General features: G+C 57.8%; 12 protein-coding genes and 5 pseudogenes. 6 read left to right on the plus strand and 11 right to left on the minus strand.

Annotation, left to right across the window (positions count from 1 at the left end; translation table 11 throughout):
- Nucleotides 1–202 precede the first annotated feature (202 nt).
- Together ABIB80_RS24755 and ABIB80_RS24760 are read left to right on the plus strand one after the other, a co-directional pair.
- Nucleotides 203–398, plus strand: a pseudogene (locus ABIB80_RS24755) (hypothetical protein).
- A gap of 19 nt (nucleotides 399–417) precedes the next feature.
- Nucleotides 418–927, plus strand: coding sequence for a hypothetical protein (locus tag ABIB80_RS24760; RefSeq protein WP_502918753.1), 510 nt, complete (start codon nucleotides 418–420; stop codon nucleotides 925–927).
- A gap of 311 nt (nucleotides 928–1,238) precedes the next feature.
- Here ABIB80_RS24760 and ABIB80_RS24765 read toward each other — a convergent pair.
- Nucleotides 1,239–2,256, minus strand: a pseudogene (locus ABIB80_RS24765) (IS110 family RNA-guided transposase).
- Nucleotides 2,257–2,397: 141 nt separating this feature from the next.
- Between ABIB80_RS24765 and ABIB80_RS39440 the strand changes: the two are divergent.
- Nucleotides 2,398–2,848, plus strand: a pseudogene (locus tag ABIB80_RS39440) (transposase family protein); the annotation flags it as partial.
- 1,055 nt (nucleotides 2,849–3,903) lie between these two features.
- Here ABIB80_RS39440 and ABIB80_RS24775 read toward each other — a convergent pair.
- The 3 genes from ABIB80_RS24775 to mblB are packed head-to-tail and all read right to left on the minus strand — an operon-like array spanning nucleotide 3,904 to nucleotide 8,481.
- Nucleotides 3,904–5,046: a patatin-like phospholipase family protein gene (locus ABIB80_RS24775; protein ID WP_354128640.1), complete on the minus strand. Its 1,143-nt coding sequence runs from the start codon at nucleotides 5,044–5,046 to the stop codon at nucleotides 3,904–3,906.
- Nucleotides 5,047–5,080: 34 nt separating this feature from the next.
- The gene (gene cap2-3, locus ABIB80_RS24780) at nucleotides 5,081–7,324 is read right to left on the minus strand and encodes an anti-phage 6A-MBL system cap2_3 protein (protein WP_354128641.1); all 2,244 of its coding nucleotides are present in this window, start codon (nucleotides 7,322–7,324) and stop codon (nucleotides 5,081–5,083) included.
- Nucleotides 7,321–8,481, minus strand: a complete 1,161-nt coding sequence (mblB, locus tag ABIB80_RS24785) for an anti-phage 6A-MBL system MBL-fold protein (RefSeq protein WP_354128642.1) — start codon at nucleotides 8,479–8,481, stop codon at nucleotides 7,321–7,323. Before mblB ends, cap2-3 begins: the two co-directional genes overlap by 4 nt.
- Before the next feature lie 165 nt (nucleotides 8,482–8,646).
- On the opposite strand from mblB, the gene ABIB80_RS24790 reads away from it, so the two are divergent.
- Nucleotides 8,647–9,132 (plus strand): hypothetical protein, encoded by a 486-nt coding sequence (locus ABIB80_RS24790; protein ID WP_354128643.1) that lies wholly within the window; start codon nucleotides 8,647–8,649, stop codon nucleotides 9,130–9,132.
- Nucleotides 9,133–9,390: 258 nt separating this feature from the next.
- Here the strand turns inward: ABIB80_RS24790 and ABIB80_RS24795 are convergent, their stop codons facing one another.
- From ABIB80_RS24795 to ABIB80_RS24805, 3 genes and pseudogenes are all read right to left on the minus strand, one after another.
- Nucleotides 9,391–9,591, minus strand: coding sequence for a hypothetical protein (locus ABIB80_RS24795; protein WP_057848204.1), 201 nt, complete (start codon nucleotides 9,589–9,591; stop codon nucleotides 9,391–9,393).
- Between the two features lie 62 nt (nucleotides 9,592–9,653).
- On the minus strand, nucleotides 9,654–9,875 hold the full coding sequence (locus ABIB80_RS24800) for a hypothetical protein (protein WP_354128644.1): 222 nt from the start codon (nucleotides 9,873–9,875) through the stop codon (nucleotides 9,654–9,656).
- A 205-nt stretch (nucleotides 9,876–10,080) separates the two neighbouring features.
- Nucleotides 10,081–10,512, minus strand: a pseudogene (locus ABIB80_RS24805) (YbgC/FadM family acyl-CoA thioesterase); the annotation flags it as partial.
- 888 nt (nucleotides 10,513–11,400) lie between these two features.
- Between ABIB80_RS24805 and ABIB80_RS24810 the strand changes: the two are divergent.
- Both ABIB80_RS24810 and ABIB80_RS24815 read left to right on the plus strand, forming a co-directional pair.
- Entirely contained in the window at nucleotides 11,401–11,622 is a 222-nt protein-coding gene (locus ABIB80_RS24810; RefSeq protein ID WP_354128645.1) for a hypothetical protein, read from the plus strand.
- Nucleotides 11,600–13,246: a recombinase family protein gene (locus ABIB80_RS24815; RefSeq protein ID WP_354128646.1), complete on the plus strand. Its 1,647-nt coding sequence runs from the start codon at nucleotides 11,600–11,602 to the stop codon at nucleotides 13,244–13,246. Before ABIB80_RS24810 ends, ABIB80_RS24815 begins: the two co-directional genes overlap by 23 nt.
- Here ABIB80_RS24815 and ABIB80_RS24820 read toward each other — a convergent pair.
- The 4 genes and pseudogenes from ABIB80_RS24820 to ABIB80_RS24835 all read right to left on the minus strand — a co-directional run.
- Nucleotides 13,225–13,317: pseudogene (locus ABIB80_RS24820) on the minus strand (4-hydroxybenzoyl-CoA thioesterase); the annotation flags it as partial. The gene ABIB80_RS24815 and the pseudogene ABIB80_RS24820 sit on opposite strands and share 22 nt — an antisense overlap.
- Nucleotides 13,314–13,685 carry a type II toxin-antitoxin system VapC family toxin gene (locus ABIB80_RS24825; RefSeq protein ID WP_007599975.1) on the minus strand — a complete coding sequence of 124 codons (372 nt, stop codon included), beginning with the start codon at nucleotides 13,683–13,685 and terminating at the stop codon, nucleotides 13,314–13,316. The pseudogene ABIB80_RS24820 and the gene ABIB80_RS24825, both read right to left, overlap by 4 nt.
- Entirely contained in the window at nucleotides 13,682–13,873 is a 192-nt protein-coding gene (locus ABIB80_RS24830) for a type II toxin-antitoxin system VapB family antitoxin (RefSeq protein WP_007599974.1), read from the minus strand. The genes ABIB80_RS24825 and ABIB80_RS24830 overlap by 4 nt, the downstream gene beginning before the upstream one ends.
- 50 nt (nucleotides 13,874–13,923) lie before the next feature.
- Complete coding sequence (locus ABIB80_RS24835; RefSeq protein WP_219682863.1) at nucleotides 13,924–14,841, minus strand: metallophosphoesterase; 918 nt, start codon at nucleotides 14,839–14,841, stop codon at nucleotides 13,924–13,926.
- Nucleotides 14,842–14,942: the final 101 nt, after the last annotated feature.

Here is a 14,942-nt window from a genome sequence, read left to right on the forward strand (position 1 = left end):
TCAACCACCGAAATACGCCTGTTGCGCTCCATAAATGTCCGATCGGCGCCCGCCGCCACTAACTTAAGGCCTCGGCTAGGGACACGCATTTTCGGGCTATCGTCAAGTCCAAGCGGAAGTGTAGAGTTCGGGAGTTATCAACACTGTTGAATTCGAAGCCCGCAGTGATTGCTTTACGATCATTTTTCTTTTGGGGTCTCCCATGTTCGATCCTGCTACGACTGCGCTTCTGCGCGCCGTCCTGAACGAGGTCTGCGAAAAGTTTTCCCGGACTGAAACCGGTGCCCGTACGCACGTGGCCTCAAAGATCCCAAACCGCTACCAGAGGCGAGACATCCCCGGACAGCGTGATACAGGTCGGCCGCGAGCTGTCCGAAGCGCCGACGATGTCGCGCTAGGTCTCGAGGGGGCCTAAGGGTGAATTTCCAGGTCACGGTGCTGAAGATACTGGTCAGCTATCCGGACGGGTTCGCCGTGATGGCCGACCTGAAGCGCGACATGGCGATTCTTGCGACCAGCGGACGCGACTGGACCGAGCGAACCAAGCGCTTGGGCGCACGCGTGCCGGATCTGGACATCTTCTCGCAAGCGCTCGTCGAGCGTCTGAACGGCGGCTGGCGCATCACCGAAAAGGGGCGTGCGGTGCTCGAGTTTATGGAAGCTCGTCCGTGTGATCTGGAGCCTGTTGCCGAAGAAGATCCGTTTCGGTCCCGCAGTGCCGTCGCTGCGCCTCCCGGCGCAACGGGGATGGCGGCGCGAACGCTGGCAGCGCTGGTGGGGGTCCCGGGAACGAGTTCGAACGAACGCGTCCTGAGAATACCTCTGCAGTCCACGAAGATTAATTCAGGCTGGTCGACCTTCAGAGCGCGCTCAGATCGTCCGGTATTCCGCCCTCATCAAGGCCGCGCTGGTCCATGTCCAGTTTGAGACCATCCACCCGTTGTGTTTCGGCATGGAATAAGGGCTCTGACTCATATGTGGAACGGCCCGGGCTGCAAGATCTTTCTCTGGTTGAACAAGGGATGACGGTGCGGTCATATGTTCGGCCTGTGAACGCGGCGCCTGGCCGCTGGCCACGATGATATCCGCGGAAGCAATCGCCCAATCAATTTCTCGCGCTCGAAGCGCAGTGAGTCAGGCGGTCTGATTGCTACCGGGAATGACGTCATTCGGGGTTCATCCAGATTTGCACCTTGCCTCCTCGGCAGCGTTCTTCTTCCGCCGGAGAGCTCTTGAGATTAGGATTTCAGCATTGCGGCCGGCGCCTGATAGATGCCGCCTCTGACCAGCAAGGCCCAGATCGTGCGCGCAATCTTATTGGCGAGCGCGACCGATACGACCTTGACCGGCCGTCTTTGCAGCATGGCCGAATCCAGAGTGGGACTTTCAAGCCTCGTTTAGCAAGCTTGATGATAGAGGTCGCACCAACGATCAGGAGCGTCCGTAGTTGCCGATTTCCACGCTTTGATATCGCGCCGAGCCTTTCTTTCCCACCGCTCGACTGTGCCCTCGGTGTGAGCCCCGTCCAAGCCGCAAAATCTCGTGCAGTCGCAAAATCGCGAGCATCCACGACGGATGTCCGAACGGTAGCGGCGATGAGAGGACCGACACCCGGAATGCTCATCAGACGCCTTGCATCAGGGTCCTTTCTGACGGCAACCAAAATCTCTCTGTCGAGCTTCTCTATGCGGGTTGTAAGCAGCTCAATCTGTTCAGCGAATAGGATCAGGGCAAAGCGGGCGGCGCCGGGAATCCTATTGTCTTTTTCGTCCCGGAGAAGCACCTGCTTGCCATGCCTGTGCCGGCGATAATGCCCCATTCGGCCATATGAGCACGCAGGGCATTTGCAGTCTGGCTGCGCTGCTTCATCAGCATCTCTCGCGTTCGCAAAATCATGCTGGCTGCTTGTTGTTCGGCAGTCTTCACGGGCACGAACCGCATTGTCGGGCGGTTGACCGCCTCACAAATGGCTTCAGCATCCGCCGCGTCGGTCTTGTTTCGTTTGACGTAAGGCTTCACGTAGGCTGGCGGCATCATGCGGACAGAGTGGCCCAACGCCGCTATCTCGCGTGCCCAGTGATGGGCACTCGCACACGCCTCCATACCTACCACGCAAGCTGGAAGGCTCCGAAAGAAGGGCAGAACCTGCGATCGCCGCAATGTGCGACGAACCAAGACTTTCCCGTTTTCGGCGATGCCGTGAACTTGAAAGATCGACTTGGCCAAATCCAAACCCACTGTGATAATCTTCTCCATGGAACGGTCCTTCCTTTGTGGCGCCTCTCTACGCGACCACGTTAGGCACTTTTGATGCCGGTCCGAAGGGCCGTTCCACACCATCCCTTTTGATGAAGTTCAAGCGCCGGCTCGTGTTGGTTTCACAAAGGAATCAATATGATGCAGCGAGCCCTACGTCCGTCGGCTCTGGTCCCTCACGGGTTTGACGTGGAAAGCGCCTTTTTGTGATGGCGCTACGACCGTGATCACCGTGCGTCCCACGAGCGGGACGAGTCTCTGTCGCGGATGCGGGACCAGTTCTGGGCGGATCCATAGCCGATATCAGCGGCGCCTAACCGATCTGCCGCTAGCGGGGCGGCAGGTTCGCTTAGTGGTCGTGGCGCGCCGCTTCCGCTGCGTTACTGCTCTCTGCGGTCGGCGTATTTTCACCGAGCGCTTCGATGACGGCGCTCTAGCACCGTGGGCGCGGCGAACGACCCGGCTCGATCTGATCGTCCATCACCTTGGCCTCGCCTTGGGTGGCCGCCCGGCGGCGAATTTTGCCCGTCGACTTATGCTGCCCGTGAGCAACGACACGTTGCTTCGGGTGGTTAGAAGGCGCGGGTGTCCAGCTTCATCGCGAATTGCTACCCTCACCGGTATCCACGCAGTGTCAATTGGAAGAGGCTTGGAAACGCCGAAGATTGAGAACGTCGCGTTCACCGCGAGGGACCAATCGACGAGCCTAGTAATAATGCAGCCCGGAGTGTCAACGCCTGATGCGATCGCCACGTTTGCGGTACGCAAAACGCCGACGATAGATGAGGCGGTTCGGTGTCCCCGATGCTCAATTAAGGACGTGGCGTCTCTGTAAAGTCTGTTCCATGAATTGCCCACGTCGTCATGGCTCTTACAAAGGTGAGCCAATTCCGCCTGCGCGGCCCGTATTGATGCTGAATCGGCGTCTGTGCCATGAATGGAAACGATGCGAAGGCGCGAGCAAACCGATTGCATGGGCAGCGTTGCAGCTTTGAGCTTGTCGCTCAATTTCGTTGCTAGCTCGCCCAACCCTTCGTTTCGGTCTTCCCCTAATTGTTTGATACCGCGTGCCAGTTCGAGGCTAGTGCTTCGGCTGCTGTCTGACGAAATGACCAGAATTCCATGGCCTATGGTCCCGCCGTGAAGAGCCCCAGCAAGTTTTAGCAAAGGCTCCCACAGACGAGCGCCGGAGTGCAGGCCGCGCTTGATTTGAACCTCAGCAACGGAGCCGTCTCTATAGCGAAGATTGAGGTCGTCGCCAGCTCCGCCGGTTTCGGCGCGAATAGATGCCGGGACGTCGTCTGCTATATCCTCCAACCACCCAAGTGGACGCCCCCGCGCGACGTGGATTGCGGCAATCGCTGTGACGGCCGCTTGGAAATTAATACCCGATGCCGTTGCGCGCTACCTGCGGCAGGCCCTCGCTTCGTGGCCCGCGACGCTGTCTTCTTCGTCTTTGAGCCGTTCTTGCTCGGGCTTCATTGCTTATCTGGCCGCCTCTACCGCAATAGCCGCCTGCTCGACGGGAGTTAGGCTTCCGATAGCCAATGGCAACTGACGGCGAAATTCGTCTCGCAAAGTGGTCATTCCTTAGGTCCAGCGTACATTGTAGGCACGAGCCGAAATGTCCGTAAAGAACAGGACAAGTCAGAGGTGAGGCATGTAACGATCGATGATGATGTGGGTGAGCTGTTCACCTCGTTTGGTCAACAGACCAAGGTCTTTCGCCGCGATGGGCGCAAAGTCTGTCGGGTACTGACGCACTTCGTCGCGACTTACCAGATCGGCCGGACGGTGGGGCAACCGGTGATCTTGTTGGCCGAGGTAGACCATTCCGAACCCGTCTAATTCACCCGTTTCTACGTGGCGATGAAGCCGGGAATAGACGTGGTCTTGTGATTTGCGATGCACAGCTTCAAAGGACTTTGCGACGCGGCTAGCCCACCAGAATGGATGGTCTCCTCCATCTAGCTGGCCTGGGCCCGCGTTGAGGCTGATGATGTGTGTCACGGGATAAGTGTCAGTGATGTCGCCATCGCGACCAGGCTCCAGTACGGCCACACCCAGATTATCAAACACTCCGCCATCAGTTAGGACAACGGTTTGGCTTTGTGTGCGTCCAGCTTTGGTGAACTCGAACGTTTCAATCAACGGCGGGAGAATGATCGGGAAGGCGGCAGACGCCGCCACGGCCTTCGCGACGGTCGGGGTTGCTCCGGCAATCTGGCCATATCGCCAACCTCCTGACCTTTGTGAGCCGAATCGGAACGCCGTGCCTGTCTTCAAGTCACAGGCATTTATGACAACATGCAGTCCTGGGCGCGCAACGTCGCGGACGGTCTTCGATCCAAAAAGCCTAGTCAAAGCCAATTCGAACGCCGTGGTGAGACTGCCCCAAACGGGCAGGGATTGCCGAAACGTTGTCAGGCTATGCTCGAGCCGTCTCGTCGTAATCCCCGTGAAGATTCGCAGCAACGCAAGGAGTGACGATAGGCACCACAGCGCGAGGGTTGGCAGTCCACTTATGACCAACGTTAGGAGGATTTTCGTAAGTTGAGAGCTTAGCAGCATCTCCTTCACGATCATCCGCTGAATGCCTCTTTGGAGTAGCTCGACCAGCTTCTTGTCGAATGTTGTGAAATCATCCGAACTGTAAGCGTAACACGCACCGATTACGCTGCCCCCGGAGACGGTGGAGACCACTCTCACTTTGTCGAGGAGGCCCCGGTCATGAAGTGCGCGCAAACATCCCAAATGGAACGCCATCGCTCGCGCTCCACCGCCGGACATGGCGAGTCCGATGAACGGCCGCTTCTGTAGCGGACTAAGGTCGGTAGTCGGCGCGCTCAAAAACGGTCCCCGATATGAGGGGCCGCGATGAGTCGGCCCCGATGATTATCATCAGAAAGCGCTTGGCTTGGAATTCGTCCCCTATAAGGAGGTTTACCATCGCGCTATAATCCGTATGGCTGGGAACTGGTATTCCCCCCGGATGCGTGTGCCACATTCCGACAAAGGCGACGGATTTCCTGGTTCTTTTAATCTTTTCCGCGTTCATTTCAGAAACCCCCGCCGTTCCACAAATAAACGCGGCGGCAGACTGTGTGCTGTCAGGGGGCGGGCCACTGATCTCATCAACCCAGATAATTTTCAGGAATTCATCGGTATGGCCAAACAGAATGCCACCAGTCTCGACGCGCCGACCATTAACCCGCTCTGATCTGCGCATCCACGAACGCATTCCGGAAAGAGCTGCTTGACTTACGCGGACTTGGTAATCGTTACGACCGTCGGGAAGAATGACGTCGCTTGGCCAGTCGAACTCGAACTCACGGAGACCGCCTGCGCGTTGCCCTGTCAGATCAAAGGACCGAGCGCGCGAAACGGCAGGCGATGGATCTGCCAACCATCGACTCGCGACGTTTGTCATCTGAGCGGTGAGCGCCATGACGTCGGTAGCCGAGCCGCGGAAGGTGGGACTCGAGCATCCAGGTTCTGGCTGAAACAAACGCGTTCGGTCGGGGCTTATAGGCCAGAACTCGTCAAGGACCTGCTTTCCTTTGGCAAGATTGGACAAGGCGATCTTTGCTCGGCGATCAATATCGAGCGTGATGCCGGGAGCGCCATGAACTCCCATCGTCATCAATGCCTGGTCGGCTTTGTGCCCAAGAACCATGGAGATAATCGGTGGGTGGGATTTGGGCCAATCCCGGAATTGCCTCTCTAGAGAGGTCGCGACCATTGTCGAAGCTGTCGCGTTTATGATGACGTCCGCAGCCAGGATGTCTGCCAGACTCTCGGGGATTTCAAGCAATCTGATGACATCGGCGCTCGATTGTAGGGCCTCAACTGACGGATTCGCAAAGCGAACGTTTTCGGCCGTTGCTTTCGCTTTGTTGACGCCGATCTGATATCGGTCAAACAACTGCCTGACCAATAAGCCTGGCTTGACTGAATCTTTGTCATATAGCTGCAGTTTGGCGACGCCAGCGCGAGCAAGGAGCATGGCGACCGCGCTTCCGATAGCTCCGCAACCAAACAGAACGGCGTGACGGCCAGCCCACCATGCTGATGCGCTTTCGGCGTCCCTTCTGGTGACAATCTCGGGTCGGTCCTCAAAGACGCTGCACCAATCGATCTTGGCCGTTTCGGCCCAAATGTAGAACTCGGCTACATCAATCGGGTTATCGTCCGTAGAAGCCCTGATAGCTTCGCGCATCTGATCCACGCGCTTCGCGTCGATTTGCCAGCAGGCTAGATGCTGTAGGCGTTCCCCGCCCGCGATGCCTCGCATGGCAGCGCCCAGAACGAAGATGAGCGGCTTGCCGCTGTCACCCCTAAGCACGCCGAGTTGTATCATCAACCGAATGATCTCGATGGGAACATCACGAGCTTTGAGCTCCTTCAGAAGCCCCGAGAGTGTGTCGGGATATTCGTGCGGCATCCCTGTCGGCAATAGCACGACAGCAGCCAACCGGCCTTCGGGTAGAGTGCCAGAGTGTTCGATCCATTGGCCGAGTTCGATACGGTTCTCATTCTCACGCGTGATCTTGGCATACCCAGCCCAAAACGTCGGATCAGGCACGGGAGCATTTTGCGTGGGGACTACCTTCAGCGCGCTGACCGCATAGGTGACGGGCGGGTGCAGCGGCATCCCGGCCGGGTCTAACTCATTCGCTGCGGCGGCTCGAAGCCAGTCATCGACGCGCTGCATGAAACCGAAGAGACCATCTTCCGGTTGCCATTCACTATCGGTCGCTTGATAGAGGCAAATATAGCTGCCCCATTGTACATGCGAAAAGTCGCGATAACGCGTATGCGCAAAGTGCAAGCGCGGTAACTCTAAGGGGAAATTGGCTGGTAGCTTAAGAAGCAACCGCTCCCGCGCCTTAAGTGGAATGCCGCCTTGTTTTCGCGGATACCCTAAGCAGTCCACCGATAGGGAGATAGAAACCGCTTCGCCTTGGGCGGTCGGCTCGACGATCTCGATGACCTCAAGTAATCCAGAGGAGGCTTGAACAATGTCGGCTAATTGCTCGAGCGCCCAAGCCTGCCCGTCAGATTTCATTCGTGACCGAAACCAACTTTGGCGGTTGGAGGTGCTGCGTGCCCGCGGGCTCCGGCCACGGCGGCTGCCAACGTTTCGCGCGCGCTATCAGATACCTCGCAATCGTCATCGTCGAGGAAGACACCGTTTTCATTCACGGTGAAGATGATCGGCCGCAAGTTTTCGGGCGTGCTATATTCGCCGGTACATAAGAAGGCTGTGTTGACGATCTCCTCATAGCGGTTTCTTGCCTTAACATGGGGCGGATTGTCGCCAGGGGAGTTTGACGCCGGGAATTCCGGCGAGCTAGCGACGATGTAACCAATCTTGAGCTGGGGCGCCTGGAGTTCGTCCATTGCGTCCTGCTGAAGTGCTTCGTCTTCGTACATAACCTTCTTCGAGCAGTGATGCGGAGCAAGCAGCACGTTCCAGTTCAGCATGGCATCATTGTCATGGTCGTGAGTCTGCTGGAAGATCTGCATCAGGGTCGGGTAGGAGACGTCTCCCAAGAAGAGGCCGTACATCGGGTGATCTTGAGAGCCAATAATCACGCGCATTGCCACGCTGGTCTCGTTGCGGGCGTCAGCTTCACCTTCCTTAAACGGCGCATGGATGAAGGCATGGAAACGGTCGCTGACAGCTGCGCCATCGAGTGTCGTGATCTCAGACCCTGGGCGAGTGTGAAACTGCTCAGGAAGATTGTGGTACTTCTCGCCAGGCTCGAACAGTGAGCTATAACCGATAACTCTTACGCGATTTCCGGCCCCGGGATCGCCGCCCACCTTAATGGTTTTTGCCGCACGGCGATGAGCTTCCTTGCGAAAAGCCTCTGCATCGTCACACAGGACTTTTTCGTCCTCGTACTCCCGGAAGATGTGGGGGCTATGCCATAGGTCCCCGATCACAACTCTCTTGAGTAGATCGGCGAAGCCGCGGCAGTGATCCTGGTCCGGATGCGTAAGCACGAAGCAAGACAAGTAAGGCTTCCCGTCGCGCTGGGGGAGCTTTGCCACGAGTTCATCAACTAACGGGATGTGCTCGTTGTCGTCGTCGTCAGCCATGATCTTATCATTCAGGTCGATCTGGAGCACCTCGGTCTCGCTGATGACAATCGTCGTGCTGTCGCCGCACCCGACAGGCCAAAAAATGAAAGAAGGTCCTTTCACGTCTGCAAACATCGCGTCTCCTCGGCCGAGCTGGCACTACAATTAGATTTTCAGGCAATCCAGCAGCGCGAAAAGGGCTACGTCTCTCACGGGACGGTCGGCTGCGGCTACCCAAAAAATATAAATCGATTCGTGGATGCAAGCCACGCGAGTGGCGCGGAAAGTGGCAGATATCCAATGATGAATCTAGTGCGGGCGGCCGGACTCGAACCGGCACAGGCCTTGCGGCCCCACGGATTCTCGTACCACTTCGGCTTTCGCCGCCGCCGATCCGGCGTTCGTGGTCTGGACTATCCCTTCACCCTGGCGTTGAACCCTTTTTTGCTCGCTACCGATAGCGCGCGGACCGAGACGCTGACCTGGACAGGCCGCGGCGATCAGCCGGCAAGATGGCATAAAGAATTCGCCTCGTCGCCGGCATCAAGATGCCTTCCCACGTTATCACTAACAGAGCGCAACGCCCTAAGTCCAAGCTTCGATTGGAAGAACTGCACCAGTTTCGCACCAGAAACGAACTCGACAAACCACACCAATGAGACCAAAATCAACCGGAAAGGCAGTAAAATCAACGAAGCTATTCGTTATTTTGCCGCTCGTAACGGCCTGGTTGCTGGTTCGAGTCCTGCCGCACATATGGGGAAATCGCCCGCACTAGATTTTTGATTGGTCCTCTTCGCCCTGCGGTTCTGAAGGCGCCGTTACTTCGTACGGTTGAACGCCGCGTGATAGCTCGCCACTAGGCGTACTTCTTTTCTGCTCAGCCTGCCAAGGTGTTCTTGTCAACCGCAACTGCGGCTGCCCAGCTGCAGTCATAATGAGCGCCCAACAACTTCATTGTGACAACAGCGACAAGAACGCAGATGAGCTGCAACAACGTTCTGGTCGAGAACACTCTATTGAAGCGCGTCATGATGCCGCCTTCTAGCGCTGGTGACCGAGCCGGATTCCAAGCTTGAGCGCCTTTTGGCGAAGTGAGCCTTCGGAGCGCTTTGTGAGCTTCGCAATTTTCGCAACCGGAGTCTTCGCTTTCGAATGAGCGCGCAGCTCCTTCACGTCAGCCTTCGTGTATTCACGACGCACAGGTTTCTTCTTCGTAGCTGTCTTCTTTGCCTTCTTCGCCACTCTTAGCTCCTCGATTCGAGAGTGGGCGTACTAGCACAGCTACATTGAGGCGCAACTCTCCATCAGTTGACCCCTATCCGCTGGTCCCATGCGTGAACTCGCTCAGATGTCAGTTTTGCCAGCGATTTGATGCCGGAGAGATTCGGTATGTGCCCGAAGTTCAAGCACGCATTAATGCGCTGCTGGCGGCGGGTATGACCACCGGTGCTGCCAAATTCATCCGCGACGAGCGCGGCATCCAGACGTTTGGAAAGGTCCCGGGCCGGGCGCTGGCGCGCCTTCACGCCGACCTTCGTCTTTTCTTTGCACACGGGGCCAAGTGAGCACGGGCACGGCGTGCTGCGAGCTTGCCAACAGCGCATCCGGTCTGTCCGATTTGCACGCTACAGAGCACAGGAGTTATGCGCCTCCGATCCGCGGCGCGACGCACCTCTTCGTTTGTCGCCGGACGGCCAAGGCTTGAATTAGGAGCAGATTTAATTTATGCCCTTCCATAGCAAGCCGCAGCGCCTTCGGGATACGCTGCGCTCTTCCGCCTGAGATAAACGCCACACGTACACGCGCCGTGACCAAGAGATCCTCTGCGCGCCTGCATTCCTGCAGTAAGGTAATTGACGCGCCTCTCACCTCTTGCGGGAGAGTAACGACGTCAAGCACGTCGTCCAAGACTGCCGGCCTTAGAAAGTCGATTGTCATCGACCGGACTACAAAGGCAAAGCCGGGCGCATCGTTCCGCGCCTCTTGGAGCAGCGCGTGCTGACTCGTTCCGAGCAGGCGCAAGTAATTCGTCCTGCCGCGTTCCATGAAGCGCATAAAATTCGCGTGATACACAATTTTGCCGGAATCCGTATCTTCGAAATAGACGCGGACCTCCATCTGATGGCGTCCATCGCGAATTTCGCCGTCAAGAGAGGCTGTCACAGTGCGATTTCCCTTGTTGGGTTTTCGAGAACTCGTTCTCTTGCACGGACGCGCCTTTCCAAGCAATCATCAAAATCTTAGGCATTGCAGCGCCCTCTCGTTCGCGCTGTGCGCATCGGGCGGGCAAACGCCGAAGCGGTTCTCGCCCGCAGTGTTGGTACGTTGTTCGATATGATATCTGGAAGGTTAGGGCAGGTCCGATAGCAGTCAGCTGCTTTGGCCTCGTCTCCCGCAGCGGGGCAGATGACGGCTCCGATGGTTGCCAGGAGTTGGCAGAGGATTTGCGGCGCAGGCGCGCGCAAGCAGTTAGATCCATCCGGTCCCAGAGTCGCACGCCAGTGGGTCGGCGCGACTCCGACGTGCCTTGCGTCCGATTCAATGACGTTCGTCGTGTAATGACTGCGAAAACGGCATCGTCAAGCTATGAACCGGATGAATCGGATGTCTCGCCCCCTCAGACACAAGTATTTCTACTCCGCTTTGCTTAGTAAATTCCCTCCGGCCTACGATTACCTTCGCAGCGACGCGCTCGCGCCCGACATTCGAAGAATCTCATTTTCATTCACGACTGCAACAGTCAACATGAATAGACTCGCCATTGCCAATTGAGACTTCCATGAGCGCTGCAGGAGCAAAAGTCATCCGTCGCCCTGTCATGACTCTTGTCAGGTCATGGCGCTTGCCGACTGAGGCTGCTGCCGGATGGCGATCCGCATCGGGCGAAAGCCGAATGCAGGGGCTTCGATCGAGCCTCCGAACGGAGCACGCGAACGCCGCACGTGATCCCTGTCGCCTATCCATAGCGCGCGCTAGAAATTTACGGTAGCTTGTGAAGGCTTCGCTGTAATGCGTACCCGAATCCGATCGCCTCGGGGCCAAAAGGCGATCATGCGACCGCTTGATCCTTCTCACCTGCAAAGTTGGGACAATCCCAACAATGAGGAAATTTGGCTTGAGCTGGCGCGTGCCATTGGACGGCAGCTTGCGCGGGATGAACAAGGCGTTTCGGGGCAGTCGATAGAGGAACGGGATGGCGACACCATCACAAAAAAAGAGAGCCGCGATATACGCCCGCTACTCGAGCGACATGCAAAAAGTGACCTCGATTGATGGTCAGCTATTACTCTGCCGGAAGGTCGCCGCACGCAATAGCCTTGATGTCGTTGGTGAATTTGTCGACGCTGCAAAGTCTGGCCTTACCGAAGACAAGCGCGATGGCTATCAGCGTTTGCTCGAAGGTGTGCGAAAGCAAGACTTCGACGTGATCATCGTCGAGCATTTCGACCGCTTGTCGCGCGACCCCGCCACAATCCAGCGGCTCAAGCAGGTGTTTGAGTTCAACCGCGTCGAGCTGATGGATCAGAAAGGCGTTTATGCGACGGCGACTGACATCAGCATCGCAAGTCTCTACAATACGATCTACAAGCCACAGCTCGCCGACAAGGTTCGGCGCGGGCACGATAACGCTGTCAGCAACGGAAGAATTCCCGGCTCATACGCCTATGGTTATCGGCCAAGGTCGGGCGCGCCTGGCGAGCGGATGATCGATGAGAGCGAAGCGAAGATCGTGCGCCGTATCTTCATTGAGTATACGTCGGGCCGTTCAACGCGAGATATCGCCGCCGATCTCACCCGCGAAGGCGTTCCCTCGCCTGGGGCCACTCGTCATAAGAACAAGGCTGGTCGTACCACCTGGAATCATCAGTGCATCACTGGCGGCCGCCATGGTCGCGGCATTATCGGCAACGAACTGTATATCGGCGAAATACATTGGAATGTTCGCTCAACAATTCTCAATCCGGAAACGCAGAAGAAGCAGAAGCGCCGCAATCCGGAAGAACGCCACATCATCGTCAAAAACGCCGATCTGCGGATCGTTCCCCAAACCCTCTGGGATAGAGCGCAGAAGGTTCGCAGTGAGCGCGCTATCCACATGTTCGGACCGACCGGCAAGCCGCGGCGCCGACCCGTGGTCCCGCGCAACAACGAGCATCCGCTTGCAGGAGTGCTTCGGTGCGGCGTTTGCTATGGCCATATGCGAATCGCTCAGTCCTCCCGGAATGGCGGACCACGCGCCGCATGCGCCAACGCGCATCAGCGAAGCACCTGCGAGCATACCCGCAGCTTTGATATGGACGCTCTACTGAACGATGTTGCGGAAAAAATGGAAGTAAGATTGCTTTCTCCGAAAGCCATGGAAGAGGCGATGCGTGCCTGGAAGGAGGAGCGCAAGAGCGATCAGCAAAAGAACAGCGAACGCTCTAACCTAGAGCGTCGGTGCCATGTGCTGAACACTGAGATCGAACGCTTGTCATATGCGATCGCGAACAGCCGTCGCAAGCCGGATGAGTTAGTCAAGCGGATAGATGAATGTGACGCGGAGCGGGAAACTGTCGAGGAGCGCCTGCGGTTGCTCCGCAACGGTGGCGAAAACGTGATCCCGTTCGATCATCCGAGGTTTGGTGACCGATATTGTTCGGAGGCAAAGAGACTGGTCACCGCGCTCAAGACAAATCCGAAGGCGATCGAGACCCGTGTCGCTTTCCGTAACCTGCTCGACTGCATTATAGTGCATCCGGTGCGCAAGCGGATGCCCTACGAGTACACCCCGTACTTGAACGCCGCAGCCCTTTTCAGCCCGCAGCTTTTCCCAGAAAACTGTCCCAAAACAGGGAACATCAGCACGTTTATCTGTTACGACAACGTCCAGTCTGAGAAATCCGTGTCCTCGTAATAGACGCGGACCTGCATGCGGTGGCGGCCGTCGCGGATCTCGCCGTCGAGATGAGACATCGGCGTACTCATTGGATATCGGCAGCCAATTTCAACGACCGAGCTGCCGCAAGCAATCGCTTGTCACGTGTCCAGATTGTTGCCTCGACTGTCAACATCGTCGATGCGAGCAAGTGGGCATCGACACACCCAATGCCCAATCCGGACAACTTTCGCTTAACGATAAACTCTAAGACTTCGCTATTGCTGGCGATCGTCGCCTTAGGGAGGAGGTTCAGTTCATCAAGCATGTCAGAAGCCTTCGACACGCGCCCCAGGAGCAATTCGCCGATCACGAACGGATGAATAACGATGTCACCGTGATCGAGGAGGCCAGCAAGCCGTCCATCCGTGCGGCGGAAGTGGTCGATCCAGATCGACGTGTCCGCCAGGACTTTCACTTGGGCCGGCGGCGCGGCGGAGCCTTGGCGTTGGGTTCGGTACCTCCCATCCGCGCGAGACGGCGTGCGGCCTCCCGTTCAACGAAGGCTATCAAGGCTTCCCTAACGACGGCTGCCTTTTCGCTGACGCCAGCAAATTCCTGCGCCTTGGCAAAAAGCTCGTCGTCTATCGCGATCGTCGTTCTCATGGGGCACCTCTACATCGAATATAGCATCATTTGATGCAGAATTCCATGCCTTAGATCACCACCGGCCCCCGCCCCAGCGTCACCTCGACGATCTCCGGCGGCACGCCGACGCGGACCGGCATAAGGCTGCAACCGAGGCCGCCGGAAACGATGAGGTCGCATTTGAGCCGGAAGTGACCATAGGCGAGCCGCAGGCCATGCTGCCGCGAAACTGCCGGCGACCAGCCGAGCAGGCGGATCTGGCCGCCATGGGTGTGGCCGGACAGTTGCAGCGCGACGCGGGCGGGCACGCGCGGCGCGATATTGGGCTCATGCGCGAGCAGGATGATCGGCGCATCGTCGGTGGCCTTGGCAAGCGTCGCGTCGAGATCGTCAGCGCCGAAGCGTCCCGTGCTCCGGAAGCGGCGCGCCGGCAGAAAGGCGAGCTGATCGCCGAGGCCAGCGAGCCAGAACGCGCGGCCGTCCTTGGCGAGCCGCACGACGTCGTTCTCGTAGACAGGAATGCCGGCCGCCTCCAGCGCGCGATGCGCGACCGTCGGCCCGTGCCCCACCTGCTGCACGGTCCTGTCCGCCCAATAATCATGATTGCCCATGACGGCATGGACGCCGAGCGGCGCTTTCAGACCGGCCAGCACCTTGGCCCATTCGTTCGCCGGAATGATGCGCGTGACCTGGTGCAAGCCGGCGACATAGTCGCCGAGCAGCACGATGATATCCGCGTTCAGTGCGTTGGTGCGCTCGACGATGGAATCGATCCGCTCCAGTGACATCCAGGGATCGCAGGCATGGATGTCGGCGATCACGGCGATCTTCAGCGGAAAGTCCGCGGGCCATTGCCGCGGCGTCGGATGATAGCGGGTGACGCGAAGCCGCAGGACCGGCTCGACGCCGACGCCATAGGCCGCGGTCGATACGCCGAGGGCGGACAGGCCGCCGATGGAACGGAAGAAATGACGGCGCGTGATCATGGCAGCCCGATCGTGATGCGGCTTCTTGATGCGATCCTATTGGAGCGGAAATGGGGTGGGTTTGTGCAGACCCTCTGCACGAGATCACCGGAAATTCATGA

The organism is Bradyrhizobium sp. i1.15.2, assembly GCF_040548425.1.
Taxonomy (GTDB): Bacteria; Pseudomonadota; Alphaproteobacteria; order Rhizobiales; family Xanthobacteraceae; genus Bradyrhizobium; species Bradyrhizobium canariense.